At 56.6% G+C, this 25,487-nt stretch carries 23 protein-coding genes; 14 read left to right on the top strand and 9 right to left on the bottom strand.

The annotated features are described in order from the left end of the window. Window positions 1–47: 47 nt before the first annotated feature. From M0G74_RS15245 to M0G74_RS15220, 6 genes are all read right to left on the bottom strand, one after another. On the bottom strand, window positions 48–1,259 hold the full coding sequence (locus M0G74_RS15245) for a class I SAM-dependent methyltransferase (protein WP_248219256.1): 1,212 nt from the start codon (window positions 1,257–1,259) through the stop codon (window positions 48–50). Between the two features lie 93 nt (window positions 1,260–1,352). Further along, window positions 1,353–1,961, bottom strand: a complete 609-nt coding sequence (locus M0G74_RS15240) for a polymer-forming cytoskeletal protein (protein ID WP_248219254.1) — start codon at window positions 1,959–1,961, stop codon at window positions 1,353–1,355. Window positions 1,962–2,179: 218 nt separating this feature from the next. Further along, on the bottom strand, window positions 2,180–3,559 hold the full coding sequence (locus M0G74_RS15235) for an alanine/glycine:cation symporter family protein (protein ID WP_248219252.1): 1,380 nt from the start codon (window positions 3,557–3,559) through the stop codon (window positions 2,180–2,182). A 76-nt stretch (window positions 3,560–3,635) separates the two neighbouring features. Then, window positions 3,636–4,295, bottom strand: coding sequence for a helix-turn-helix domain-containing protein (locus tag M0G74_RS15230; protein WP_248219251.1), 660 nt, complete (start codon window positions 4,293–4,295; stop codon window positions 3,636–3,638). Window positions 4,296–4,338: 43 nt separating this feature from the next. Next, a complete protein-coding gene (locus M0G74_RS15225) occupies window positions 4,339–4,620 on the bottom strand; it encodes a hypothetical protein (RefSeq protein ID WP_248219249.1) in 282 nt (93 codons plus the stop codon). Between the two features lie 221 nt (window positions 4,621–4,841). Continuing rightward, complete coding sequence (locus M0G74_RS15220) at window positions 4,842–6,413, bottom strand: MFS transporter (RefSeq protein ID WP_160154642.1); 1,572 nt, start codon at window positions 6,411–6,413, stop codon at window positions 4,842–4,844. A 373-nt stretch (window positions 6,414–6,786) separates the two neighbouring features. Here M0G74_RS15220 and M0G74_RS15215 point away from each other — a divergent pair, with 373 nt between their 5' ends. The 4 genes from M0G74_RS15215 to M0G74_RS15200 all read left to right on the top strand — a co-directional run bounded on the left by M0G74_RS15215 (window position 6,787) and on the right by M0G74_RS15200 (window position 9,525). Continuing rightward, on the top strand, window positions 6,787–7,122 hold the full coding sequence (locus tag M0G74_RS15215) for a helix-turn-helix transcriptional regulator (RefSeq protein ID WP_248219247.1): 336 nt from the start codon (window positions 6,787–6,789) through the stop codon (window positions 7,120–7,122). After that, window positions 7,116–8,447: a type II toxin-antitoxin system HipA family toxin gene (locus tag M0G74_RS15210; RefSeq protein WP_248219246.1), complete on the top strand. Its 1,332-nt coding sequence runs from the start codon at window positions 7,116–7,118 to the stop codon at window positions 8,445–8,447. Before M0G74_RS15215 ends, M0G74_RS15210 begins: the two co-directional genes overlap by 7 nt. A gap of 202 nt (window positions 8,448–8,649) precedes the next feature. Further along, complete coding sequence (locus M0G74_RS15205; RefSeq protein WP_248219244.1) at window positions 8,650–9,069, top strand: hypothetical protein; 420 nt, start codon at window positions 8,650–8,652, stop codon at window positions 9,067–9,069. Window positions 9,070–9,126: 57 nt separating this feature from the next. Further along, the gene (locus M0G74_RS15200) at window positions 9,127–9,525 is read left to right on the top strand and encodes a hypothetical protein (RefSeq protein WP_248219243.1); all 399 of its coding nucleotides are present in this window, start codon (window positions 9,127–9,129) and stop codon (window positions 9,523–9,525) included. A 32-nt stretch (window positions 9,526–9,557) separates the two neighbouring features. Here M0G74_RS15200 and M0G74_RS15195 read toward each other — a convergent pair whose 3' ends face one another. After that, window positions 9,558–10,253, bottom strand: coding sequence for an MnmC family methyltransferase (locus M0G74_RS15195; RefSeq protein WP_248219242.1), 696 nt, complete (start codon window positions 10,251–10,253; stop codon window positions 9,558–9,560). Between the two features lie 165 nt (window positions 10,254–10,418). On the opposite strand from M0G74_RS15195, the gene M0G74_RS15190 reads away from it, so the two are divergent. From M0G74_RS15190 to M0G74_RS15150, 9 genes are all read left to right on the top strand, one after another. Then, on the top strand, window positions 10,419–10,589 hold the full coding sequence (locus tag M0G74_RS15190) for a DUF2986 domain-containing protein (RefSeq protein WP_160154649.1): 171 nt from the start codon (window positions 10,419–10,421) through the stop codon (window positions 10,587–10,589). A 67-nt stretch (window positions 10,590–10,656) separates the two neighbouring features. After that, a complete protein-coding gene (locus tag M0G74_RS15185) occupies window positions 10,657–10,947 on the top strand; it encodes a hypothetical protein (RefSeq protein ID WP_248219241.1) in 291 nt (96 codons plus the stop codon). 33 nt (window positions 10,948–10,980) lie between these two features. After that, window positions 10,981–11,628, top strand: coding sequence for a hypothetical protein (locus M0G74_RS15180; RefSeq protein WP_248219240.1), 648 nt, complete (start codon window positions 10,981–10,983; stop codon window positions 11,626–11,628). After that, window positions 11,618–12,679 (top strand): alpha/beta hydrolase, encoded by a 1,062-nt coding sequence (locus M0G74_RS15175; RefSeq protein WP_248219239.1) that lies wholly within the window; start codon window positions 11,618–11,620, stop codon window positions 12,677–12,679. Before M0G74_RS15180 ends, M0G74_RS15175 begins: the two co-directional genes overlap by 11 nt. A 42-nt stretch (window positions 12,680–12,721) precedes the next feature. Continuing rightward, a complete protein-coding gene (locus tag M0G74_RS15170; RefSeq protein ID WP_248219238.1) occupies window positions 12,722–13,093 on the top strand; it encodes a VOC family protein in 372 nt (123 codons plus the stop codon). A 161-nt stretch (window positions 13,094–13,254) separates the two neighbouring features. Further along, on the top strand, window positions 13,255–14,043 hold the full coding sequence (locus M0G74_RS15165) for a phytanoyl-CoA dioxygenase family protein (RefSeq protein ID WP_248219237.1): 789 nt from the start codon (window positions 13,255–13,257) through the stop codon (window positions 14,041–14,043). A 48-nt stretch (window positions 14,044–14,091) separates the two neighbouring features. Next, entirely contained in the window at window positions 14,092–14,988 is an 897-nt protein-coding gene (locus tag M0G74_RS15160) for an MBL fold metallo-hydrolase (RefSeq protein ID WP_248219235.1), read from the top strand. A gap of 316 nt (window positions 14,989–15,304) precedes the next feature. Further along, window positions 15,305–17,908: a TonB-dependent receptor gene (locus tag M0G74_RS15155; protein ID WP_248219233.1), complete on the top strand. Its 2,604-nt coding sequence runs from the start codon at window positions 15,305–15,307 to the stop codon at window positions 17,906–17,908. An 87-nt stretch (window positions 17,909–17,995) separates the two neighbouring features. After that, entirely contained in the window at window positions 17,996–18,496 is a 501-nt protein-coding gene (locus M0G74_RS15150) for a GNAT family N-acetyltransferase (RefSeq protein ID WP_248219232.1), read from the top strand. An 88-nt stretch (window positions 18,497–18,584) separates the two neighbouring features. On the opposite strand, the gene M0G74_RS18310 is transcribed toward M0G74_RS15150, so the two are convergent. Both M0G74_RS18310 and M0G74_RS15130 read right to left on the bottom strand, forming a co-directional pair. Further along, window positions 18,585–21,416 carry an alpha-amylase family glycosyl hydrolase gene (locus M0G74_RS18310; RefSeq protein ID WP_282450240.1) on the bottom strand — a complete coding sequence of 944 codons (2,832 nt, stop codon included), beginning with the start codon at window positions 21,414–21,416 and terminating at the stop codon, window positions 18,585–18,587. A 176-nt stretch (window positions 21,417–21,592) separates the two neighbouring features. Next, window positions 21,593–23,212 (bottom strand): alpha-amylase family glycosyl hydrolase, encoded by a 1,620-nt coding sequence (locus M0G74_RS15130; RefSeq protein ID WP_248219231.1) that lies wholly within the window; start codon window positions 23,210–23,212, stop codon window positions 21,593–21,595. Between the two features lie 350 nt (window positions 23,213–23,562). On the opposite strand from M0G74_RS15130, the gene M0G74_RS15125 reads away from it, so the two are divergent. Next, a complete protein-coding gene (locus M0G74_RS15125; RefSeq protein WP_248219230.1) occupies window positions 23,563–25,434 on the top strand; it encodes a glycoside hydrolase family 13 protein in 1,872 nt (623 codons plus the stop codon). Window positions 25,435–25,487: the final 53 nt, after the last annotated feature.

The following is a 25,487-nucleotide window of genomic DNA, read 5'->3' as shown; positions in this document are numbered from 1 at the left end:
CAGCCTTGTTTTATGCAACCCTGGTTTTATACAGGCTCGGTTTCCGGTTACGCCTTCAGCTGCAGCACAAATTCCTGCACCGAATCCCCGGACGGCAAACGCCCGAGGTGGTGGCTGAACAGGCGGTAGCCGGGTAACAGCCGCATCAGGTCGGCGGTGCTGCCGAGGGTGCGGTCACTGCGACTTTCGGAGTTTCCGGTCACCGCTACCCGTTCATCTTCCAGCACTTCAAACATGGCCGGCCGCTGCGGCTGCTGGCTGGATTTGTACACCAGGAAATGCAACTGGCCGCCAGGTACCATCCGCCCCGCCAGCAATTCTCCCAGCGCTTCGATCTGCTCGGGACTGCAGAAATTCAGCAGATCCCACAGGAATACACCGTCCAGCCTGGTGCCGGGATCAAAACTGAACATGGACTCACTGAAGCCGCTGCGTTCACCGTGCATTTTCTTGCGCCAGGCCAGGGAGGCGTGCAGGTCTTCTACATACAGCGCGCCCACTTTCTTTTTCAGGGCATCGATGTTGCGTCCGTTTTTGCGACCACAATCCAGCACCGTGGCGCCGGCCGGCAATGACTCCAGCGCTTTGCGAATGCCGGCAAACTCCATGCGCTCGTCATCGCGCACCTGGCGGAAGTAGGCACTCACATCGGAGGCACCACCACTGCGCACCTGGTTGCGTGACGCAATGCTGTCGTATTCGAGAAAATGCTCGGTAACATTCTGATCCATGCCTTCCCGCTTCATCAGGGAATTGAACAGGCTGAAGCGATCCATACATTTCAACAGGGTTACCGTGGAGTGTCCCTTGGAGGGCACTTCCGGATAACTGGGGTCGTCCACATATTCGAAACAGAAGTTTTCCAGCAGGCGGAAACGTCGCGGCTTGTGCGGCTGATTGCGCCCGGTATAGCGCATGGTATGCAGAATCGTGCCCTGCTTCAGGTGCGGCTGCAGCAGGCGAATCAGATGCTGGATAACATCAAGTTCAAGAAAATTGAGCAGGTCCCAGCACAGGATCACGTCGAACTTGAGGTTCGCGGGTTTGGGGATCAGATGATCTTCCAATGCCTGTAGCGGATCACCGCCATGCTGATTGTCAGCGAGGTATTCCACCAGGTCTTCAATATGACACTGGCAATTCAGACTGAGAAAGGCCTGGGTGGTGCCGGACGAGAGAGGTCCGAGATCGAGAATTCGGTCCCCGCTTTTGACCATCTCGGTCGTTAACGCAGCGAGGCCAAAAGAGCGGTGTTGCATTGTTTATCGCAAGAATTCGGGGCGTGAGCCAGGGTTTTTAAACAGGAGTATGCAACGCCGCTCGGGGGGATGATGCGGCGTTGCAACGGGCTATCAGCTGTCAGCCAGCTCCGCTTCCTTGGCCTGTTCCTTGGCAGTTTCTTTCGAGGCAAAAGATTTTTTCGCGGCGGCAGGTCTGCTCGGCACTTCATCTTTCGGTGGCAGGTTCGGGTGAACCAGCTTCTCTTTGAACTCGGAATGACGGGCTTTCATTTCGTCATCGGTATCGACCATATCCATGGAGCCGCGGAATTTACCACCATCGTCCAGCTGGATGCGCGGGGCAATCAGATTGCCTTTAACCACTGCGGTGTTGCGGATTTCAATCAGCTCATCCGCCAGCGCGTCGCCGGTCAGGGTGCCGTTGATGACAATATTCTGCGCGTGGATATTTGCATTGATTTCACCCTCGCGACCAATGGAAAGGTCGTGGCCTTCCATGATAACGGTGCCTTCGATGGTGCCTTCAATATGCAGGTCTTCGGTACCAATCAGCTCACCACGGAACTTGATGTTTTTACCGATTACAGAGCGATCCTTCGCCATGGATGCGCCAAGCTTATCCGCGAACGGACGCTCGGTTGCACCACTATCGTTCATTCCGGAAAGAAAAGAGTTGGAATCCAGATTCGCATCTGGTTTTGGGTCGAGCGGGTTCGCCATTGTTCCACCTAATGTAACCGTAGAGTGCTTTTGTTTTTAGTGAAACGACGTTTGTAGCTTTTTTCTCTGACAGTTCCCATAGCGAGCGTGACAAAAATCCGTTGGCACGCTCACTTTGTGAGAACTTTCACAATAATTTTTTACGCGCCAACGGATAAATCCCGACTTTCGCATAAAAAGCGCGCAACCCATTGCGTCGCCCAATTTTAGTGCCGGCGTCAGGCTTCCGGCGTTTTTACGAAATAATCGTGCGCAGCCCGGTTAACCCGTCCGGACAATCGCAAGGTCGAAACCATTGTGGGTATCGCCATCACTGCGTACATGCCGGTAATGAAACTGTTGACGATATTCAGCGACAACACTGCCCCCGACACAATCAGCAGCATATAGATCACGGTGTACACCACCTGGAAACGGGTACCAAACAGGAACACAAAGCACTTCATGCCGTAATACCAGAAGGTAACAATGGTACTGAACGCCAGCGGCACCACCATGATGAGCAGCAACACGGGACCCCAGCCGCCAAATACACTGCTGAAGGCATTGGCAGTCAGCGAGACGCCCGCAATCCCCTCTGCGTCCTGCCAGACTCCGGTGAGCAGGATGACCAGGGCGGTACAGGTACAGATAATCAGGGTATCAACGATCGGGCCCAGCATGGCCACCACACCCTCGCGCACCGGTTCTGTGGTTTTGGCCGCACCGTGGGCCAGGGACTCGGTACCGATACCCGCTTCATTGGAGAAGGCTCCGCGACTGATACCGATGGCAATCACCGTACCCAGCGCGCCGCCGACCACCGCCTGACCGGAAAACGCATCGCGAAAAATCAGGCCAAAGGCCGCGGGGATCTCCTGCCAGAAGTAACCGATAACCCCTAGCGTCAGCACCAGATAGAACAGCACCATGGCTGGCACGATACGCACGGCAAAACGCCCGATGCGCTGAATGCGCCCCGCAATGACCACCAGCGCCGCCAGAGCCAACAGCACTCCCATAGCAAAATCAAATTGCAGTGCATTATCCGGGCTCACCCAGCCGAGCGGTTCAGCAAAGGAAACCCGCAGTAACTGCACCATCTGGTTCGACTGGAACGAAGGCAGAAGGCCACAAAGGCCGGCAATGGCAAACAGGTAAGCCAGCGGCTGCCAGCGCTTGCCGAGCCCTTCGCGGATGACATACATAGGACCACCCTGGATTTCGCCGTTGCTATCGCGGCCGCGGTACATCACCGCCAGGGTGGCGGTATAGAACTTGGTGGCCACCCCGACCAGCGCCGTCACCCACATCCAGAAAATGGCTCCGGGCCCACCGGTGCTGATGGCAATGGCCACCCCGGCAATATTGCCCAACCCCAGGGTGCCAGACAGCGCAGTGGACAGCGCCTGCCGGTGGGGCACCTGGCCGGGATCATTGGGGTCATCATACTTGCCCCGCAGCAGGTCGATACTGTGGCCAAGGTGGCGATAAGGCCGCGCGCGCGAACTGATCAGTAGGAAAAGACCACCGCCTACCAGCAGCACCAGAAGCGGCGTGCCCCAGGCGTAGGCAACGAAGGTATCGAGGGCGGATTCGATTGTTTGGAGAAAGTTCATGAAATGCGGAGTGGCTCGATTGCTAAACCGGTAATGCTCTCGCAATCCCGCACAGATCTCAAACCGGGCGTATCATCTAGAGGGATATTCGCTCGGTCTCCGGCGCTATCCTAGCGGGCTGCAGTGGAATCAGGGTCACATAGCCCCCGGATATTTTCGCTCTCAGGCCCAGTTTCTCCGCGACCTGTGCCAAGGCAACATCCCAGGGCACCTGATCTATCTGCAGGTGGTCAATATCCCCATGCACCAGCTCCAGGCCACTGACTTGCAGGCCGCCAAATTCCGCAAACATTTCGAGCACCTCGCGACCGTTGACCTGTTCCAGCTTCATGGACAGCATCTCGTGTTCGGGGCCTGGGACCTCCCTGCCGGCAACAGGTCCAAGAGCAATGGCGATCCCCAGACCGGTAAAGACGAACAAAATCACCAGGGACAGCGCGAGCCTCACGGGCATTGACGACCACCGTTTTCCATCAGGCGCACTTCCAGTGGACTGCTGCAAAACCTGCAATTCCGGTTTTCGCCTGAGTTGCTCCTCTAAGCCCACCAGCAGCTGCTGTACATCCACGCCATACACCCGGCAGATATTCTCGAGAGTATCTGCAGAGGGCAGCGCCTGGTCATTTTCCAGCTTTGAAAGGTATGACTGCTCGATCGCCATTTTCCGTGCCGATTCCGTCTGGCTCCAGCGCAGCCGCGCACGAATCAGTTTCAGACGTTTTCCCAGACTCTCCATATACCGACAACAGCTATTTTGTGGCTGCAAAAGAACAGGGGGACTATTCCATCGCGGCGTGGTTTGACGTTGACGGGCCAGCGCCCAGATCAAAGTCTACCAACATTTTCATTACGTCACGGCAGGCAACCCCCTCCACCTTCAAGGTCACCAGTTCCTCAGCATGGATAATCTGGTGCATGTATTCAGATTCAGGACACTGCTCCACCACGTTTTGCCACACCGACAGTAACGGCTCACCTTCCGTGGTCAACTCAACCAAGTCGTCGGCAGCAAAAACGATAATTGGCAGGATAGATAAAATCAGGGCGGCAATAGAACGCATAGGATGCTCCTCAATGTGTTTGATAGTGCGCAGAAATTACCTTCGGGTTGCCGAAATCGGGAAGGAATAAACTGGAATATTCGGGAATAGCATGGGATCGCAGGCTTTCACCGCGCTTCAGCCTGAAAAACAAGCAAAAAAAAGCCCCGACCAGCGGGGCAATGCAAGATGACATCAATTGGCGATATCAAAGATGAAACGGGGAGAAAGCAGTCACTCGATCAGTTGCCCGCTTGTGCCAGGTCCGTCTCGGCTTCTGCCGCTTTCGGCTCGCTGACCCACAGGGCGCACACGGCTGCCAGCAGCCAGCTGATACCACCGAGCACCAACGCGTAGATGGCCTCGTTGTCGAAGAAGGTACGCAGCACAAACCCCAGCACACTGGCCGCCAGCAGCTGCGGAATGACGATAAAGCCGTTGAAGATACCCATCATCACGCCCATTTTGCGCTGGGGTACGTGGGTAGACAGCATGGCGTAGGGCAGCGACAGGATCGATGCCCAGGCAAAGCCCACACCCAGCATCGGCAGCAGCAGCCACTGGGGATCGCGGATAAACAGGAAGGACAGCAGCCCGAGGCCACCCAGCGCCAGGTTCACGCTGTGTGACAAATGCATACCCAGGCGCCGCGCCAGCACCGGAATCAGCAGCGCGGCCAGGGCCGCAAAGCCGTTATAGGTGGCAAACAGGATACCGACCCAGTCGGCACCGTCATTGTAGGCCTGGGAAGTGACTTCACTGGTGCCGAAGTGGAAGCTGGTCACCGCCGCGGTGGTGTAGATCCACATGGCAAACAGCGCAAACCAGGAAAAGAACTGCACCCACGCCAGGCGCTTCATGGCGTCGGGCATGGAGTAGAGATTGGAGACAATTTCCTCCAGCATCCCTTCTTTACCAGTCGCGCGCCCGCGCAACACCAGCGCCAGCAGTTGCAGGGCACCCAGCCCGGCGATCAGGCCGGCAAGGATGTACAACTGCTGATCCAGTCCCTGCTGCCACACAAAACCCGCGAAAGCGGCACCCACCAACAGCATGGCGCCACCGATGGTGCGGTAACTTGCGCTGTGATCCTGCACCGGCTCGTCCGCCTGCCCCGCCAGCTCTGGCGACTCAGCAGATTCAAACGCGGCCTGTTGCTCCGGGCTGTACTCACGGGTCTTGAACACACTCCACAGCACCGCCAGCAGGAAACCGATCCCGCCCACATAGAAAGAGATGCGCACGGAATCCGGCACCACACCTTCCGGTGCGGTATTGGAAACATCAAACCAGTTTGCCAGCATCCACGGCATGGCCGAGGCGACCACCGAGCTCACACCAATAAAGAAGCTCTGCAACGCATAACCAAAAGAGCGCTGCTTCTGCGGCAACATGTCGCCCACCAGCGCACGGAAGGGCTCCATGGAGACGTTGATGGACGCATCCATTACCCACAGCATGCCCGCGGCAATCCACAGGGTGGGCGAGTGCGGCATAAACAGAATGGCGATGGAGGACAGAATGGCACCGGCCAGCAGGAAGGGACGGCGACGGCCAAAGCCGGTCCAGGTGCGGTCACTGAAGTAGCCGATCAGCGGCTGTACCAGCAAGCCGGTCAGTGGCGCGGCCACCCACAGTACCGGGATATCGTCGATCTCGGCTCCAAGGGTCTGGAAGATACGACTGACATTGGCATTTTGCAGCGCAAAGCCGAACTGGATACCGAGAAAGCCGAAACACATGTTCCAGATCTGCCAGAAGCTCAACTGGGGCTTGGCGCCGGCAACCGCCGCTGTAGATGGATTTTGAGACATTGGGATCACCGCTGACTGACTTATGGTTATGCGGCAATTGTCTCAGCAGCGGCAAGCGTGGCCATCCTCCCCGGCGGGGGCGGAGGTGGCCGGCGTTTCCAGACTTCTCTATTTAGCCCACGTCTACACCCACACCAGAATCGACACTCTTGATGAGTATGGCGCCAGCGGCGCTTTACCGTAGGTGTCCAGGCAGTCAAGAATGGATTTTGAAATGGCCGTAAAGTGCAATTATGGGATCTTTATTAATTAAAAAAACTATAAAGTCCCAATATAAGAACTTTAATTAACTTATTCATTAAATCCCAAAAAAGGGACATAATCTCTAAAACTGATTCTTAAATCCCATATAAAGCACCTTATGGATCCTGAATTGAAATCTCCCGCCGCCATTGCCGAAAGCCTCGGCCAGCGCCTGAAGCAGGCACGCCTGAACCGTGACCTCACCCAGCTGGAAGTGGCCGAGCACGCCGGTGTCAGCCGCAAGGCCGTGCTCAATGCGGAAAAGGGCAAGGTCCAGCTGGAAGTCCTGATCGCCATACTCCAGGCCCTCGACCTCACGGCCCAGCTGGACAACTTCCTGCCACCGCAGCCGCCCTCGCCGATCCAGCTGGCCAAATTGCAGGGCAAGAAACGCCAGCGGGCCTCGGGCCAGCGCGGCAAAAACGAAGGGGGTGACGACGACACCCAGGAGGAACCGGAATGGTAATGGAAGTCATCGGCGTGGATTATTTAGGGCAAGACGGGCAGGAGCAGACCGCCGGCGCGGTCAGCTTCGACACCGACACCGGCGTCGGTGCCTTCGAATACGACCCGGCATTCATCGACACCGGTATCGAACTCTCCCCCCTCAAGATGCCCCTGGCGCGGCGCATCTACAGCTTCCCGGAACTGCGCTTTGATACCTTCCGCGGCCTGCCCGGCCTGATTGCCGACTCCCTCCCCGACGACTTCGGCAATGCGGTACTCAATGCCTGGATGGCCGCCCAGGGCAAACACCCGCAAGACATCTCGCCCCTGCAGCGGCTGCAGTACACCGGCAGGCGCGGCATGGGTGCATTGGAATACACCCCCGCCACCCGCATCAAAAAACTCAATGCCTCCCAGGACATCGCCATCGACGAACTGGTGGCCATCGCCCAGGAAGTGCTCGACCACCACAGCAGTTTCAACGTGCACCTGGACAAAACCGGCGAAGACAACCGCGAAGCGATGATGGCTTTGATGTCCGTCGGCATGAGCGCTGGCGGCGCCCGCCCCAAGGCAGTCCTCGCCTTCAACCAAGACTTCACCCATGTGCGCTCCGGACAGACCGACGTACCCGAAGGCTTCACCCACTACCTGATGAAGTTCGACGGGGTCAGCGAACACAACAAAGACCGGGAAACCTTCGGCGACCCGATGGGCTTCGGTGCCATGGAATACGTCTACCACCAGATGGCCAGTAACTGCGGTATCGAGATGATGCCCTGCCACCTGCTAAACGAAGGCCATCGCCGGCACTTCGTCACCGAACGCTTCGACCGCCGCGGCAACAACAAGGTCCATATCCAGACCCTGAACGGCATCGCCCACGTGGATTACAAAGTCCCGGGGTCCTTTTCCTACGCGGAGCTTTTTGGCATCGCCCGGCAACTGAAACTCAGCGCAAAAGAAGCCGAGCAACTGCTGATACGCATGGTGTTCAATATCGTCGCTCGCAACCACGATGACCACGCAAAAAACTTCGCCTTCCAGCTCAATGGAAAAACCTGGCAACTGGCCCCCGCCTATGACCTGGCCTACAGCTACAAGCCGGGCAGCCGCTGGGTAAACAGTCACTGGATGAGCCTGAACGGCAAGCGGGAAAGCTTTACCCGCGAAGATATCTACAGCCTGGAAAAAGTCAGCCCGCTGTTTAGTCGCAGAAAGATCGATAGCATTGTGGATAAGGTGGTGGAGCAGGTATCACAGTGGCGGAGCCTCGCCCTCGAGCACGAAGTGCCACTCTCACTGATCGAGGAAATTGAGGGGAACCTTAGGCTTCAACTCTGATTCAAAAAAATTCGGTATGCCGAATATTTGAATGAGCCATGCGATAGAAGCGACAAGCTTCAGTCGAACAGGCATGAGGGAGACAGGAAGCGATCAAGACCACGAGATTTCCGAACACGAGACTTCCGAAGAAGAACACATCAACAATAAATGAACAGGGATATGAGTAAAAATGACTGAGACACTAAGTTTGGCAAAACAAATGGATGCGAAGCTGGAGGATGACCTCTGGCTGGACGACCACCTCTTTGAGATTCGCGAAAAGATTGTCGCACGGGCAAAAGAACTACTGCTTGATGCCGATAACGAGCTCACCAAGGCGGCGGCGCTGTCGGAAGCGGCGAAGGAGTATGCCCCGGGCATGCGCTTTCCGGACCCGAAGCAACATTCCTGGCGTGAAAACATTCTCTCCCAATTATCCGCGGTCACCCTGATTTCCGCATTACTCGCGGTTGTCTTCGGCTGCATCGCTTTCGGTATCTCCATCGCGACCGAAGAGGGTGAGCCGGTGCCGGATGTGTCTGGCTATATCGATCTGGTGAAGATATTCGCCGGCGCTGTAGTAGGTTCGACTGGCGCGGCGGTGGTGGCCAATCACTCTAGAGCCAAAACGAAAGCCTGAGCCTTTAGTTCGCGTACAGTATTTTTCGCAGGTTAGCGTTTACCCGCAGGGAGCACCATGAAACGATTTATTCTATCCGTTATTTTTTCGCTGTTTAGTTCACTGTCGTTTTCCAAGGACCTTACCGGTGTCTGGGAGCTGGTTTCCGGCAATTATGTCGATGGCAGCGGCAAGCTGGTCAATTACAAAGATCTGGACTTAAAAGCATTAAAGGTGATTTCGGATTCGCACTTCAGCTTTACTTCAATGAAGGGCGACGTATTTTGGGCGTCCGGTACCGGCAGCTACGAACTGAGCGAAGGCCAATATATCGAAACGTTACGCTACAACTCCTTCGGGGAGCCAGCCGGGACAACCTTTGCGTTCACTACCAAAATCGAGGAATCGCTCTGGTTTAACGAACGCTGGAAAGATGGTGAGCGCGTAGAGTACGAGGTTTGGCAGCGCCTTGAGTGACCGGAGAGACTTGCGGTTGGCGGTCAAGGCCGCTAACCGCCACGCTTACCGGCAGGTTTCTTTGCCAGAAAGATCGCATGCCGGGCACCCTTACCGGGCCTCTCGCGCACGGTTTTCACCTCCACCTGAAAGCCCGCCTTCTTCAGCCTGCTCGCGTACACCGCATCCGGTGATGCCGACCACACGGCCAGTACACCTCCCGGTTTAAGACTCTTGTAGATACAGCTGGTGCCCTCCACCGAGTAGAGCCAATTGTTGTCGCTGTGGGTCAGCCCCTCGGGGCCGTTGTCTACATCCAGCAGTACCGCGTCGTATTGTTCTTTGGGCGCTACCAGCAATTCAGCTACATCGCCGATATGCACCGTCACACGACCGTCGTCCAGTGGCCGGCCAGCACAATCGCCCAGGGGCCCGCGGTTCCACTCCACCACTTCCGGGATCAGGTCAGCGACGATAACGTCCGCACTGGCAGGCACAGCTTCGAGCGCCGCGGCCAGTGTGTAGCCCATCCCCATACCACCGACAAGCACCCGGGCTTTTTCACGATTCTTTAAGTGCGCACAGCCCAGAATCGACAGCTGTTGCTCGCTGTGAAACCGACGACTGTTCATCAGCTCACCGCGAGGGCCGGACAGGGAGATGGAGAACTCCTGATCACGCTGGCGTAGCGTGAGGGTGCCGCCATTATTGGGAATCTGGGCACTACCGAGTTCGATCCAGGGCTTCATGCGGGGCTCACTTATGGGCTGTAGGGCTTACGGGTTACCGGGCGGATTGTAGGGACAGCAGGTGTGGATAACGCGCGCAATGTAGCACACGTTGGTTCACTGTGCCGATGACGTTAAAATGACCGGATACCGCTGACACACACCACTTATTTTTTTGAGCTGATCATGAACCGCAGAAAGAAAGTCAACCAAATTCTGAAAAAGAAGGCCAAGAAGGCAAACGACAAGCTCAACCCCAAAGGCAAACCGCGCTACATATCCAAGGCCGAACGTGCGAAACTGGAGCAGCAAACGAGCGATCTGCCGGTAGTGGAATCGGAAGCAGAACACAAATAGAACCAGCCAATACTGGCTGACTTACCGCCAGACCTCGCCTGACTCAAGCCATCAAGGATGAAGAACAATGCTTGAAATTCGACAACTGCTATCCGTCTTTTTTCTGAGTACCAGCATCTACCTGGTATTTGATCTTTTCGCTCAGGGATTTAGCCTGACTGTTCTGGCAGGCACAATCGTCTTCTACTTATTGGCTTACTATACCTGGCCGAAAAAGGAGAAAGAGAGTGATTCTGTCTGGCTGGATATCGCGGAGCTCATCGTCGAACTGCCTTTCCGACTGATTGCTTCCCTGTTGCGGGGGTTGGGCCGCCTACTTTCCAATAAGAGCGGCCCGGATTTTGATATAGATCTCTAAGAAATACCAAGAACGCATCAAGAATCAAAAACCATGCAGATCATTTTACCCGCCATTTTCATCACCATCCTGACTTACACACTGTATCGGGGTTATCAGAAATCACTCGCCGCCAAGCGTGCCAAACTGATCGATGCCTTCCAGTTTCCCAACACCATCACCGCCAAAATTATCGACAAATACCCGCACTTGAGTGAATCGGATGCCCGGCGTGTATTGAAAGGTCTCAGGGAGTATTTTCACGTTTGCAATGTCGCCGGCAACCGGATGGTATCCATGCCATCACAGGTTGTGGATGTTGCCTGGCATGAGTTCATTCTCTTTACCAGAAAATATGAACACTTCTGTAACAAAGCGCTGGGACGCTTCCTGCACCATACTCCCGCAGAAGCCATGAAATCACCTACCCTTGCGCAATCCGGTATCAAGCGAGCTTGGCGAATTTCCTGCTATAGGGAAAACATCAAGCCCAAAACTGCACACAAGCTGCCACTGCTATTCGCGATCGACGCCCACCTGGAGATACCGGATGGATTCAATTACGCATTGGACTGTACCCGCCGAGGCTGCAACGATTATTGCGCGGGCCATATCGGGTGCGGGTCGGGCTGCAGTGGCGGGTGTGCAGGCGGATCATCCGGCTCCGACGGAGGCTGTGGAGGCGGCTGCGGTGGCGATTAAAACCATAATGCCCGTCATTACCGCCCGGCTAATGACACTGGGAGCGATCCTCCTCGGCCTCTCCATTTCAACTGCCCTCGCCGCTCCCGTCGAGGGCCAAATCATAAGCACCGACACGATTACACCAGCTCCGATAGGCAGTGCTTATATCGATACATCATTGCCTGCCGAGTTCTCCGAGGAAGTGGCACTGTGGTCCGAGAGCTCTTCGGTACTACAAGATGGGATACGCCAGATCTCCAGAGATACATTCGCCAACAGTCATCCCGAACTCGTCATTACTCACCCGTCGTTACTGATCTACCCTCCTGAAACCAACACATCGCGCGCTGCGATTATTGTATTCCCCGGCGGAGGCTACAAAGGAGTCGCGATAGCCCGGAAAAGCACGATTGGGTTTAATGGTGCCGATGTGTGCGGATGGCTGAACGAAGCAGGTGTCACTTGTATCATTTTGAAGTATCGGGTGCCTAACACCGGCTGCAACTACAACAAGAAGACTCGCCAGCACGAGACGCCGGATATCCCACTGGCGCTGCAGGATGCACAACGGGCAATTTCTACCGTCCGCTTCAATGCGGAAAAATACGGTATAGATCCAAAAAAAATCGGCGTTCTTGGGTTTTCCGCAGGGGGCAATCTGGCAGTGCTATCCAGCACCAGCTCCCGGAATAGAACCTATACCCCGCTCGACGAGATTGACCAAGTCAGCAGCCGACCTGACTTCGCTATTCCGGTCTACCCTGGCCACATGACCATGGAGCACAAGAACAAAAGACCGAAATCAGTGGCCGCGCAGGAGTTGAATACCGACATTGAGGTAACGGATGAGGTTCCGCCAACATTGCTAATACACGCTGAGGACGATCCAACCAACCCGGTCTATTACTCGGAGCTTTATGAAAGCGCATTGAAAGGCGCGGGGGTCAAAGTAGATCTCATTACCTACCGGACTGGTGGTCATGCATTTGGCGTCAAGAAACAGAATAAAGAGAGTGACCGCTGGACTGCGGATACCATTCATTGGCTAATGAACCTCAAGATTCTTTGACAGGATAAACGTGTAGGAACCCTAAATGATCAGGAGCAGACTATGGACTTAGGCGCTTTTTCAATCAGCCTCACAGTTAAGGATATCGAAGCCTCCAAGAATTTTTACGAGAGCCTCGGATTTGAATCTCTGGGGGGCGACTGCGGTCAGGGTTGGACGATACTGAAGAACGGTGACCATATCATCGGTCTATTTCAGGGGATGTTCGACAAAAATATGCTCACCTTCAATCCCGGCTGGGATCAGTCCGCACAGAATACTGACGCCTTTACTGACGTGCGTGAACTGCGCGAGGCGCTGGTGCAGCGCGGGATCACAATTGTCAACGATGGTGCAACGGGCGATTCGGGGCCGGGCAGTATTGTCATTGAAGATCCTGATGGCAATCCGATCCTGATTGATCAGCACAGGTAGCTGCGTATACAAGTCCCCAGTATCCCGGGATAACCTCAACGCTATCTAAGAACTCGCCAGAATATCCGACGACAGAATACTTTTTCGATGCCGTTGGCGATACTGGAGTTTTAATAAGGAACGACTACGCCTTTCTACAGCTTATCCCTTAAGGATTCTCGATGATAAATTCCTACACCGATAACGGATACGTTTATTGCAGAAACTTCCTCAATGGGAATGAATTTACGCCACTTAGAAACGTGATCGAGAAGTTCCACCAGTCCTGGAAGCAGGAAAACGCCGAGTTCTACGCGACAAGGGCAATCAACTCAGCCTACCTCACCGGTCGCAAACATCTCGAAGAGATCGACCGAACTACGCTGTTCCAGTTTATCGGCTCCGCCAAATTGATGGAAATCGTGACCGGGATCATGGGCGACGGGGCGAGCTTTATGAACACGCAGCTGTTCTTTGATCCGGTAAATGCCACGCAGAAAAACTACTGGCACCGGGACTCGCAATATGATTTTTCGCTTGCCGAGCAGCAACAGGCACTGCACGGCCCCAATGCCATGCACTTCCGCATTCCGCTCGTGGATGAGCCGGGGCTGGAACTGGTGCCCGGAACCCACAAACGCTGGGATAGCACGGAAGAACTGGATGTGCGGCTGGAGCGCAACGGTCATCGGAACCACGAGCCTCTAGCTAGCGGGGTGACCATCCCATTGAATGCCGGTGACCTCCTGGCATTCAGCGCCAATATGATTCACCGCGGCATTTACGGTATGGGCCGCCTTTCTCTGGATATTCTTTTCTGCGATCCGGTTCCGGAGTTATTGCGGTACGCCGATGCGAGCTGCCTTCCTGACGAGAAAACCTTGTGCACGCTCGAAAAACCAGGTGCTTTTTTACAGGCCATCGAATTAAAGAATGGGTGTAGAGGAAGCTCCACTCCGCAATGGGGATAGATATGCTATGAATACGGGGAAGCCCAAACGCTCCTTAATGCGAGAATCATGAGCAAGTCAACCAAAGCGCTTTTTTCCCTGGTCTTTTCCATTCTGCTACTGCACTTTCCGAGTGCGGGTGCCGAGGAAAAGAGTGCGTATAAAATCGAACACATGAAGGACAATGTCTACCGTTTCAGCGCGGGGCATTACCGTTCGGTATTCATGGTGACCAAGCAAGGGATCTTTGTTACGGATCCCATCAGCGATGAAGCGGCGAAGTATCTGCGGGAGCAATTGACCAAACGCTTCGATGTACCAATCCGCTATATCGCCTACAGTCACAACCATGTAGACCATACGCTCGGTGGGCAGATTCTGGCACAGGATGGCGCAGACGTAGTGGCACATGAATATGCCGCGGAAGACCTGAAATGGACCAGGGCTCCCACTGCCCTACCCAACATTACTTTTCGCGACACACTGGATATTGCCCTGGGCGACAGTCGCGTGGAACTCCGCTATCACGGACCAAATAACGGGCGCGGCTCGGTCAGCATGCGGTTTATGCCGGCCAATGTACTGTATGTAGTCGACTGGATTGTTATTGGACGAATGCCTTATCGAGATCTACTGGGGTATGACATCCACGGCATGATTCACTCGACCCGCGAGATCCTCTCCGGTGAGCCCTTTGACCTGTTTATTGGCGGCCACGCAGAAACCGGGAGCCGCAAGGATGTCGCACGCTACCTCGCTTACCTCGAAGCACTCTACGCTGCCGTCCGCGATGGCATGCTGGCAGGTAAGTCCTTAAAGGCACTCCAGTCAGAAATAAAACTTCCTGAATATGCCGACCTGCCAATGTACGATGAGTGGCTGCCGCTAAATATTGCCGGGGTCTACAAGTCGCTGGTAGAAGTCTCCTACTTCAACTTTCGACCCGACATCGACGCTGAGTTTTAACGACTTCCTGAAAACGGCGCGAAACTTTTTCATCTGTCGGAACTGGGCAGCAGCCAAACCGCCTTCCCTCGCGGATATTCATCTTGCCTGCACCTAATGTGCGAAATATATCTAACGCTTTCCGCTAAGGTCTATGCATTTTTTGGCGCATTTTTCATTTCGCGCATCCTTTATTGAAGCAGCCTTGCAATTGCCCTACTCTGGTGCGGCTCTAGTTAAAAAACAATAACGATAATCGGGTCACGATAGCTTTTCGTCGTGACGAAAAAAGCGAGCTATCGATCCCGATATCATAAAAATAATAGGATGGATGATTATGCGAGAATTCCGAATCAAGGCACTGACCCTGGCGGTCGCTGCTGCAACCGCACTGCCTGCATCGCTGGCATTTTCACAACAGGCCGCCGAAGAGAAGGCGGCGACCGATCACGGCGTGATGGAAGAAGTCATCACCACCGGTACTCGCAAGGAAGGGGTTCTGCCCACCGAAACCCTCTCCCCGGTCGATGTACTGGGCGGTGACAAGTTTTCCGATCAGGGCAGTTTCGACCTGACCGAATCCCTGGCCAAAGTGGCCCCCTCTTTCAACACCCAGCGCTTCCCCATTGCCGATGGCACCGCGTTTATCCGTCCGGTGACCCTGCGCAATCTCTCTCCCGACCAGACCCTGGTGCTGGTGAACGGCACCCGCCGCCACCGCTCCGCGCTGGTGAACCTGCAGCTGGCACCGCTCGGCACCACCAACCAGGGCGCTCAGGCCGTGGACTTTGCCGCACTGCCATCCATGGCCATTGAGCGGGTGGAAGTACTGCGTGATGGTGCTTCCGCCCAGTATGGTTCCGACGCCATTGCCGGCGTGGTGAACGTGATCCTGAAAGACGACGCCGAAGGTTTCGGCCTGTCTGCGCAGACCGGCGAGTACTTTGAGGGCGATGGGCAGCGCACCACACTCGCCGCCAACGGCGGTTTTGCGCTGGGCGAGCAAGGCTTCGTGAACGCCACCATTGAACACTCCACCGCCGATAAAACCTGGCGCGGTGCCGCGCGTCCGGACGCCGAGTTTGTGGGCACTATCGTGGGCGAGGAAAATGTACCGCTGGATGGGCTCGGCCAGCGCTGGGGCGACCCGGAAGTGACCGCCACCAAGTTTTTCCTCAATACCGGCTACTCCCTGAATGACACCACTGAGCTGTACGGCAATCTGGGTTACTCGAAAAACGAGACCATATCCGACTTCTTCTACCGTGGCCCAGTGCTGGATCCGTCCGCCGAGTTCGCGGCCCGCGAGACGCTACAAAAAGACGCGGACGGGGATTTCATGCCCGACGCAGCGCCCCAGTCGCTGGTGGACGACATTATTGCCCAGGGCCTGAACCCGTCTGACTATCTGGTGGCCGACAGCACCAGTGACAGCGGCTTTGTTCTGCGCAACCCCATCTACAGCCAGTTCCCCGGTGGTTACAACCCGGCGTTCGGTGCCGATATCACCGATCTCTCGGTGGTGGCTGGAGCACGCGGTGAGTGGGCCAACGGTATCAGCTGGGACCTGCGCGCGCGCAGCGCCGAGAATGAGGTTTCCTATGTGCTGGAAAACTCCATCAACCCGAGCCTGGGTATCAATTCTCCCACCACCTTTAACCCGGGCACCCTGACCCAGTCAGAAACCAGTGTGAATGCGGACTTCGTCAAACCAATCGATGTAGCCGCCTTTGCCACCCCCATGAACCTGGCGTTCGGTATGGAGTGGCGGGACGAGACCTACAAGATCGGTGCCGGCGATGAAGCCTCCATTGCCGTAGGCCCCACCGCTGCCGTCTTCGGTGTGGGCTCCGACGGCTTCCAGGGTTTCCCGGTAGAAGCCGCCGGTGAATACAGCAGTGTGAGCACCGCCGCCTATGTGGATCTGGAAGCGGATGTGACCGACAAGCTGCTGCTGGGTTCCGCCCTGCGGTTCGAGAACTTCGAGGAGTTTGGCTCCACCTTAAACTGGAAGCTGTCCGCCCGTTACGACTTCACCGAAAACTTTGCCCTGCGCGGTACCGCCAATACCGGCTTCCGCGCTCCGACCCCGGGCCAGGTGAACACCCTGAACGTGACCACTACCTCGGACTCCGCAGGTAACCTGATCCCGAACGGCACCTACCCGGTCAATCACCCGGTGGCCATGGCGCTCGGCGCCAAGGAACTGACCCCGGAGGAATCCACCAGCTTTACCCTGGGTGCGGTGTGGAGCCCGCTGGACAACACCAGCGTAACCATCGATTACTACAACATCGAAATCGAAGACCGCCTGGCACTGCGCAACAACACCATCGGTGCGGCTGAAGTGGCCCTGCTGGACGGCGCCGGCGTAACCAATGCCGCGCTGCTGGAAGGCAGTAATGCCAACTATTTTGTCAACGCCTTCGACTCCGATGTATCGGGTATCGATCTGGCGGTAACCAGCGATTTTGACGTCGCCGGCGGCTTGCTGGTGGTGGACCTGCGCCACAACCACAACCAGCAGGAAGTCAGCAAGGTTGCCCCCAACACCATCAACCAGTCCCGAGTGTTCGACCTGGAAAACCAGGTTCCCAGTGACCGCACCACCCTGACGTTCGATTACGACAGCGGTGACCTGTTCAACGGCTACCTGCGCTTCAACCGCTACAGCGGATGGGAGAGCACGTTTGGCCTGTTTGGCCCGGGTGACGCTTCCGATGCCTCGTCTTACGGTGGTGAAATTCTGGTAGACATCGAAACCACGATCACCCTCAAGGAGAACTACAAGATCTCCCTCGGCGGTGAGAATATTTTCGATGTTCAGCCGGATGATGAAGCCGATCCCACCCTGCAGTTCCTGGGTGTTCGTCAATCGCTGACGTCGCCGTTTGGTTTCAATGGTGGCTTCTGGTACCTGCGCGCAAGTGCGGAATTCTAATCAACACGGCATACTACAAAGCCTCCCCTTCGGGAGGCTTTTTTTTGCCTGCCAAATACTTACTTTCGAAAACCCCATGCACTTAAAGTGCTTATCACAAGCAGTAACCAATCCATGGATATCGTCGATCTTGCACAGATCCCACAAGCAATCGAGACACTGGCGCGCTGGCACTACGACGAGTGGCAGCAGCTGTACCCGGAAGAATCCCTCGCAGATTTCATCGCCGATCTCCGCGCGTCGACCGCTGCGATACCGGTGCCCTCGACCTTCGTGGCCAGGGAAAATGACGTGCTCATCGGATCCATCAGCCTGCTCGAACGCGATATGGAGATCGACGAGCCCTGGACGCCCTGGCTGGCGAACCTGTTTGTTCATCCCGACTACCGCCAGCGCGGTGTCGGTAAGCAGCTGATAAAACACCTGACCCAGTTCTGCCGAGCAAACGCGGTAAAGCAGCTCTACCTGTTTACGCCGGAAAGCCGCAGCTACTACGAGACGCTAGGGTGGACGCTGGTGAGGCGTCAGGCTTACAAGGGACAGATGGTCGACATCATGGTGCGGGCAATATCAGCAGAAGCGCCATAGAAAGCTCCCGATTAGTTTCTCCAGAAAATAAAACCCCGGGGCTGGCCCGGGGTTTTATTACAACGCTATTTAATCTCTCTGTGCTCACCTAGTGCAGCACGATGACCTCGTTGGCATCCAGGTTCAATACCGCGGAGCCTCCGCTGACATTCACTGTGTCGCTGCCCACCAGACTGCTGTATTGCCCATCCGCCAGCGCCAGGCTGCTCACGTTGATCGAGGTGTTGCCACCGCGGTTGACTGCAACCATTACCACGTCACTGCCCTGGACACGTTCGAACACCAGAACGTCCTGATTGACCCAGCGCTCGCTGTAACTACCGGAAGCCAAAGCCGGGCTTACGGCGCGCAGGTTGGCCAGCGCGCTGATGAGCTGGAAGGCCTGCGTGGTTTCGCTGAAGGATGGCATACCTTCGCGGTTGAACGGGTCGTGGCCGACCTGACCGTCGCCGTTGGCGGTGAACCAGGTGCTGTTCTGCTCACTGCCGTAGTAAATAGTAGGAATACCCGGCAGGGTCATGACCAGCGCCATTCCCAGGTTCTGACGCGCGTCGGCAAGAGACTTGGTGAAGCCTTTACCGGTACGGCCGTTGTCCACAGGACCGGTGGTTTGCAGGAACACGCTGGTACGGGTCGCATCGTGGTTGTCGAGGAAGATGGGTTGCCAGCTTTCGCGATTGCCCATCGCACCCGCGCGGGACACGATGTGCGTGTTCAGCTGGGTCATGGTGATATCGCCGGCAATGGCCGCTTCGATGTTATTGCGCAGCTGGAAATCCAACAGCTCGGAGCCGCGGTCTTCATTGAGGAAGGTCATCGACAGGCTCTCACCGGCACCGGCGCCGTGCCATTCACCGAAGATATATACATCCGGGTCGACCGCGCGCACTGCCTGGCTGAAGCGGTTAATAAAGTTTGGCTCTATGTGCTTGATGGCATCGATACGGAAAGCATCCACCCCATGGCTCATCCACTTGATCGCCGCATCGATCAGGTACTGATCGGCAGCGCTGTTGCTGTTTACCCCGTGGTTGAAGTCGGTGAGGTTGAACAGGGTTTTGTTGCGGAATGCCCAGGGGTCATCCCACTCGCCACCACAGGTGGTGGAAGGATCGCTGTCACCACAGTCGGAGATGGCACCGTTGTGGTGGTACCAGGTACCGTTGTCCTGATTCACATCGGTGATGAAGGTGCCCTCTTTGTAGAGTGCGCCGAACTCGTATTGGTCGTCCTGGTTGGAGTGGTTGAGAGCGATATCCAGCACCAGCTTCATGCCGCGGGCTTCCATCTCAGCGTCCAGCTGATCCACCAGCGCCCAGTCACCCAGGTGCTCGTCAACTTCATAAAAGTCGCGACCCCAGTAGCCATGGTAGGCACCATCCGAGCCTGAATTGTCGATGTTATCGTTCAGCGGAGTGACCCAGATGGCGGTTACGCCGAGGGCCTCCAGGTAGTCGAGCTTGTCGATCAGGCCCTGGATGTCGCCGCCCCAGTATTTCTTCCACTCGGACAGGCCGCCGGCAGATTTTGTGCTGGAGGTAGCGGCGGCGTTGTTGCCGTTATCGTTGCTGGTATCGCCATTGGCAAAACGGTCCACGAACACGAAGTACATGCTGCGGTTGCGGAAATCACTCAGCACCGGCTGTACAACTTCACAGCCACTTGCATCCACGGTAGCGCCAGCCGGGGTATTCGGGCACTGGTCTGTGCCGTCGGGTACGCCGTCGCCATCACTGTCCTGGGGAGCGGCACCGCAGTTTTCGCCAAGGTTGGTGGTCACGCTCATCACGGCGCTGTTGTCACCATCGACAACAACTTTGGTCCAACCACTGGCCGATACATCTTCCACCGGGAATTCGTCACCGCCCCAACCACCATCGGGGTCGATCTTGAAGCGCGGGCCGCCGTTGCCGTCACCGGCAATGAAGTTGCGGCAGGCTTCGTAATTATCGGTCCCGGCAACACGGGTCAGCAGGTCGCCCGCTACCCAGCCGTTGTGGGTGCCGCGCAGGTGCAGGGATAAGCCCGGCAGGATTTCACAACCGTTCGCGTCAACAGTCGCACCGGCAGGGGTGTTGGGACACTGATCGGTGGAGTCTGGCACGCCGTCGTCATCAGTGTCGGCAATGACTTCACAGCCGTTTGCGTCCACTTGCGCACCGGCGGGTGTGTTGGGGCATTGATCTGCACCATCCAGTACACCATCGCCGTCCGAGTCGGCTCCGCCGGTACCGCAGTTAACGGCCATGTCCGTGGTCACGCTGGCCACGCTCAGGCTGTTGCCGTTAACCACGACTTCCGTCCAGCCGCTTGCCACTACATCGGCTACCGGGAACTCGTCGCCACCCCAGCCGCCGTTGGGGTCAATTTTAAAGCGCGGGCCACCGCCACCGTCGCCACCGACAAAATTGCGGCAAGCGCTGTACAGGCCGCCGCCAATATCGCTCAGCAGATCACCGGCTACCCAGCCATTGTGGGTACCGCGGAGGTGCAACTGCAGGGTGACCACAACTTCACAACCGTTGGCATCGACCTGAGCGCCGGCGGGGGTATCCGCACACTGATCCTGACTGTCGGGTACGCCGTCGTTATCCGCATCAGGTGCACCCGCGGGCTGGATGCTGTAGTCCTTGGTGTCGGTGTAGAACTCGATATCCCAGGTGCCGGCGGCGACGGCGATGTCCGGGCCGTTCTGCTGCTGGTTGGTACCGTAGTTCTCGCTCCAGTCGCCCCAGCGGTCGATCTTGAACTGGCCCGCCGCGGTGAACACCACATCTTCAGCAACCATGGTGTTGCTGCCGACATCGGTCATCTGGTCCGCTTGCCAGTTGTTGTGGGTACCGCGCAGGAACCACTCCGCCTGCGCCATAGAACTCGCACCCAGCAGCAGTGCCGCCAGGGCCAGGTAGCTCTTGTTCATGTTCATCATCTCGGTTGATTATTTTTCTCGGTCGCGCGCCCGGCGAATTTTCTACCGCAATTCCACTCTGATTCGGGCTCCTGTACATACTGGCGAACTGCCGGAGTAATACCTCCTCCCCACGCGGGGCGTGGTAAAAATACGCGCCAGGCCAGAGCGTAGAGTCCCTTCACTGCTCACTGCTCGAGATCAATCGCTCCAATCATCCAGCCATAGGGTGACAGCGTCACACCAACGCCGTCCCAGCCGTGGGCATACAGTGGTTTGGCATGTGTGAACTGGGAGTCGAATTCGCACACCTTCGCCGACATATTCACCAGAACAACAATTCTCTCGCTGTCATTACGGCGAATAAAACCGATGCAGCCGGCGGGAATATCTTGCGGAAAATCGGTGCAGCCTGAGCGCAGTGCCGAGTGGCTACGACGCAGGCGAATGAGGGTTTGATAATGCGTGTAAAGGTCACTGTCGAAGGCGCTCCACTTCAGCTGGTAGGGATCAAACAGCACGGCCCAGTCTGTCCAGGTAGACTCAGCGAACTCCTGTCCCATCAAGATGTGTGGGACCCCGTCCATGGTCAGCTGCACGACCGCTGCCGGGCGGTGAGCAGAGTGCCCCAAAAAATTGGAGATTCGTCCCTGCTCCTTTTCCTCTAACCAGCGCATACGCAATGCACCGCGCGGGAAGCTGTAGGTCGACTCGTTCCAGTAGCGCGCGAATGCCGTGTTATCGACCTCCCCTCGCACGCAGCGGCGCAGCATTTCACGGGTGCCGCCCTCATAAGTCAGATCACAGGCGGCCAGGTGGTGGAACTCGTCATAGGCCTGAGAGATCAGTGCGATATCCGGGCGCACAGCTGCGAGCTCAGTCCGGATCTGATCGAGGAAATCGCGGGGTGTGATGTCGGAATCATCAAAACGCAAGCCATCGATATCAAAGAGTTCGATCCACTTGCGCATACTGTCGATCAGGTAACGTCGCAGTTTGCGACCCGAAAAGTCAAAACCGGCAAAGTATTCTCGGTTTGGAACGGCATAATAAATGCTGCCGTCCGCACGCCGTGTGTACCAATGAGGATGCGTACGTGTGAAAGGGTGATCAACACTACTGCGGTTAAGTGTCCAGTCAAGAATCACACGCATACCGCGCTCATGCGCAGTGTGCACCAGCGTGCGCAACGCAACATCATCCCCCAATGCGGCATCAATCGCGTCGAAGTCCCGTACCGCATATGGATCACCCAGCGCGCCACGCCGCCCCACAATACCGATGGGGTGCACAGGCATAATCCAGAGCACATCCACTCCCAACTCACTCAAATAGCCGAGCTTGGTACGCACACCATCAAAGTCGCCACCAAAAGCGGGGACCGACAATTGATAAATAACACCATCCCGCAGCCAGTCGGGGCTGGCGATCGAGGGGCGTGCGTACAGAGGGCCCGGCGCCGATTCGCTTAGACCGTGCTGGCGTATCAACACCTCTCCCGTCTCGTTCACGGTTAAACACGAATTGTTCTGGCCGTCCTCCGATATCCAAGGATTGGCGGGGTCAACAATCCAGTCCTCACCATCAATCACAAACTTGTAAAGATGCCGCCCGGCGGGTATCGGCAAGGTGGTCTGCCAGCGGGTGACGGAGACGCGCTCCAGCATACAGGCGTCACCTACCCAGCTATTGAACGTCCCCGCCAGTGCAACAGTGGACACTCCGGGTGCAGCATCGTAGATAAAGCGAACACCGCCGGAAACAGCGCGCGGTAACAGGGAAGGGTCAGCGTGAAATTGCAATTCCATGGTTTGGTATGTGGACACCATTACTGGCGAGCCATCCTTTCTTTACATTCATCAGCCAGCGAGATACTGCTGGAAGGGCCCACCGGGATGCGCAGATATAGCTTCTCGCTCGCGGGCAGTTGAACATACTGGCGAACTAGCCGGTCATTTCCTCCTCCTCCCGAGGGGGCGGGCAGCAATCTACCGGGGCGCAGTGGAAAGATGCGTCTGATCAGCAAGTGTGCGGGCACGGGCGACTCCCCCCGGCGGGAGGGGGATAACAGCAGCGGGATCTGCGGGCACAATGATGAAAAAAAGTGCGAATAATCCCCCCGGGCAATGCCCCCGGGTCCCAGATACAGGTGACCGCGATGATGATGGATAGACCCCGCCCCATAGCCCTGCTGTCCGCACTGATGGCGCTCTCCATGGGCTGCAGCGCCGCAGAGCAGCCCGCGGTCGAGCGTGTAGAACCTCCGTTCTGGTGGACGCAGATGGCGGAGCCCAATCTGCAGCTGATGCTGCACGGGGAGGATATTGCGAGTGCTGTGGTCAGCCTGGACTACCCGGGAGTGACCGTGACCGGCACCGAGCGGGAGCAGAATCCCAACTACCTGTTTATCAACCTCGCCATCAGTGATGGCGCCAGGCCCGGCACCCTGCCCATCGAACTGCGCAGCGGCGATACCCGAGTGACCGTGGAGTACACACTGAAGCAGCGTCGTGCCGGCTCTGCCGAGCGCCAGGGCTTCGACAGCAGTGACACCATTTACCTGATCACCCCGGACCGCTTCGCCAACGGCGACACAGCCAATGACCGCACCGCGGATATGCTGGAAGGCCCGAACCGCAAGAATCCCGGCGGTCGCCACGGCGGCGATATCGCCGGCATCCAGGCCAACCTCGATTACATCGCGGAGATGGGCTTCACCCAGATCTGGCCCAACCCACTGATCGAAAACAACCAGCCGCAATACTCCTACCACGGCTACTCCGCCACCGATTACTACCGCATCGACCCCCGTTACGGCAGCAATGAAAGTTTCCGCGCATTTGTGGCAGCGGCGAAGGAAAAAGGCATCGGCGTAATCCAGGACATGGTGCCGAACCATATCGGCGACGGGCACTGGTGGCTCAAGGACCTGCCGGGCGATGACTGGCTAAACGGCCAGGGGTTAGAAAAAGGCGAATACGAATACACCAACCACGCGCGTACCGTGCATATGGATCCCTATGCCAGCCACAAGGATCACCAGCTGTTTACCGACGGCTGGTTTGTGGATTCCATGCCGGACCCCAATCAGCGCAATCCGCGCATGGCCAACTACCTGATCCAGAACGCGGTCTGGTGGGTGGAATACGCCGACCTCTCGGGTATTCGCGTGGACACCTATGCCTATTCCGATGCGGATTTTCTCACCCACTGGTCCGCGCGCATGATGCGCGAATACCCCAACTTCAACATCGTCGGCGAGGAGTGGACTCGGCAACCGGCACTGGTGGCTTACTGGCAGGCGGGTAACAAAAACCGCAACGGCTACGTCTCCCACGTGCCGAGCATGATGGACTTCCCCCTGCATTACGGCCTGCGCGAAGGACTGGAAAAGCCGGAAAGCTGGAGCACCGGCCTGGTTACTCTGTACGAATCCCTGGCCAACGATGTGCTCTATCCCGATCCCAACAATCTGGTCATCTTCGGCGGTAACCACGACACCAGCCGCCTGTACAGTCAGCTGGACGAAGACCCGGGCAAGTTCCGCATGGCCGTCGCCTACCTCGCCACCATGCGCGGAATACCCCAGTTCTATTACGGCGATGAAATCCTGGCGAAAAGTCCCAAGCAGCGGGATGACGGTGTAGTGCGCAGTGATTTCCCCGGCGGCTGGGCCGGGGACAAGGCCAACGCCTTTACTGGCGAGAACCTGAGCCAGGCGCAAAAAGAAGCACAGCAATTTGTGCGCACCCTGTTCAACTGGCGCAAAGACAAAGACGTTATCCACAGCGGCAATCTCAAGCATTTTGCGCCCATCGACGGCCTCTATGTGTACTTCCGCTACGACGAAAAAGACACGGTGATGGTGGCGATCAACAAGAGCGATAAACCGCGGGAGTTGCCGCTGGCACATCTGGCGGAAATGCTCGGCGACAAATCCACCGCGATCGATATCACCACCGATAAATCCAAACCGCTGACCGAACTGGTCATTGCCCCCAGCGATGTGCTGGTTGCCGAAGTTCTTTAATTATTCCAGTTAAAAGCAAACGATTTAAAAGAAAACGACTTTTAAAGAAAGCG

The sequence above is a fragment of the Microbulbifer sp. CAU 1566 genome (assembly GCF_023156515.1).
GTDB lineage: Bacteria > Pseudomonadota > Gammaproteobacteria > Pseudomonadales > Cellvibrionaceae > Microbulbifer.
The sequence above is the reverse complement of the archived record's forward strand: the minus strand, read 5'-3'. Positions and strand labels throughout refer to the sequence as shown.

Bases quoted from the DNA above. Each gene is read 5' to 3' on its own strand.
- M0G74_RS15225 (WP_248219249.1), bottom strand. From the start codon at position 4,620: ATGCGTTCTATTGCCGCCCTGATTTTATCTATCCTGCCAATTATCGTT.
- M0G74_RS15130 (WP_248219231.1), bottom strand. From the start codon at position 23,212: ATGGAATTGCAATTTCACGCTGACCCTTCCCTGTTACCGCGCGCTGTT.
- M0G74_RS15125 (WP_248219230.1), top strand. From the start codon at position 23,563: ATGATGATGGATAGACCCCGCCCCATAGCCCTGCTGTCCGCACTGATG.
- M0G74_RS15190 (WP_160154649.1), top strand. From the start codon at position 10,419: ATGAACCGCAGAAAGAAAGTCAACCAAATTCTGAAAAAGAAGGCCAAG.
- M0G74_RS15160 (WP_248219235.1), top strand. From the start codon at position 14,092: ATGAGCAAGTCAACCAAAGCGCTTTTTTCCCTGGTCTTTTCCATTCTG.
- M0G74_RS15245 (WP_248219256.1), bottom strand. From the start codon at position 1,259: ATGCAACACCGCTCTTTTGGCCTCGCTGCGTTAACGACCGAGATGGTC.
- M0G74_RS15170 (WP_248219238.1), top strand. From the start codon at position 12,722: ATGGACTTAGGCGCTTTTTCAATCAGCCTCACAGTTAAGGATATCGAA.
- M0G74_RS15200 (WP_248219243.1), top strand. From the start codon at position 9,127: ATGAAACGATTTATTCTATCCGTTATTTTTTCGCTGTTTAGTTCACTG.
- M0G74_RS15165 (WP_248219237.1), top strand. From the start codon at position 13,255: ATGATAAATTCCTACACCGATAACGGATACGTTTATTGCAGAAACTTC.
- M0G74_RS15185 (WP_248219241.1), top strand. From the start codon at position 10,657: ATGCTTGAAATTCGACAACTGCTATCCGTCTTTTTTCTGAGTACCAGC.
- M0G74_RS15205 (WP_248219244.1), top strand. From the start codon at position 8,650: ATGGATGCGAAGCTGGAGGATGACCTCTGGCTGGACGACCACCTCTTT.
- M0G74_RS15195 (WP_248219242.1), bottom strand. From the start codon at position 10,253: ATGAAGCCCTGGATCGAACTCGGTAGTGCCCAGATTCCCAATAATGGC.
- M0G74_RS15240 (WP_248219254.1), bottom strand. From the start codon at position 1,961: ATGGCGAACCCGCTCGACCCAAAACCAGATGCGAATCTGGATTCCAAC.
- M0G74_RS15235 (WP_248219252.1), bottom strand. From the start codon at position 3,559: ATGAACTTTCTCCAAACAATCGAATCCGCCCTCGATACCTTCGTTGCC.
- M0G74_RS15210 (WP_248219246.1), top strand. From the start codon at position 7,116: ATGGTAATGGAAGTCATCGGCGTGGATTATTTAGGGCAAGACGGGCAG.
- M0G74_RS15220 (WP_160154642.1), bottom strand. From the start codon at position 6,413: ATGTCTCAAAATCCATCTACAGCGGCGGTTGCCGGCGCCAAGCCCCAG.
- M0G74_RS18310 (WP_282450240.1), bottom strand. From the start codon at position 21,416: ATGAACAAGAGCTACCTGGCCCTGGCGGCACTGCTGCTGGGTGCGAGT.
- M0G74_RS15155 (WP_248219233.1), top strand. From the start codon at position 15,305: ATGCGAGAATTCCGAATCAAGGCACTGACCCTGGCGGTCGCTGCTGCA.
- M0G74_RS15230 (WP_248219251.1), bottom strand. From the start codon at position 4,295: ATGGAGAGTCTGGGAAAACGTCTGAAACTGATTCGTGCGCGGCTGCGC.
- M0G74_RS15180 (WP_248219240.1), top strand. From the start codon at position 10,981: ATGCAGATCATTTTACCCGCCATTTTCATCACCATCCTGACTTACACA.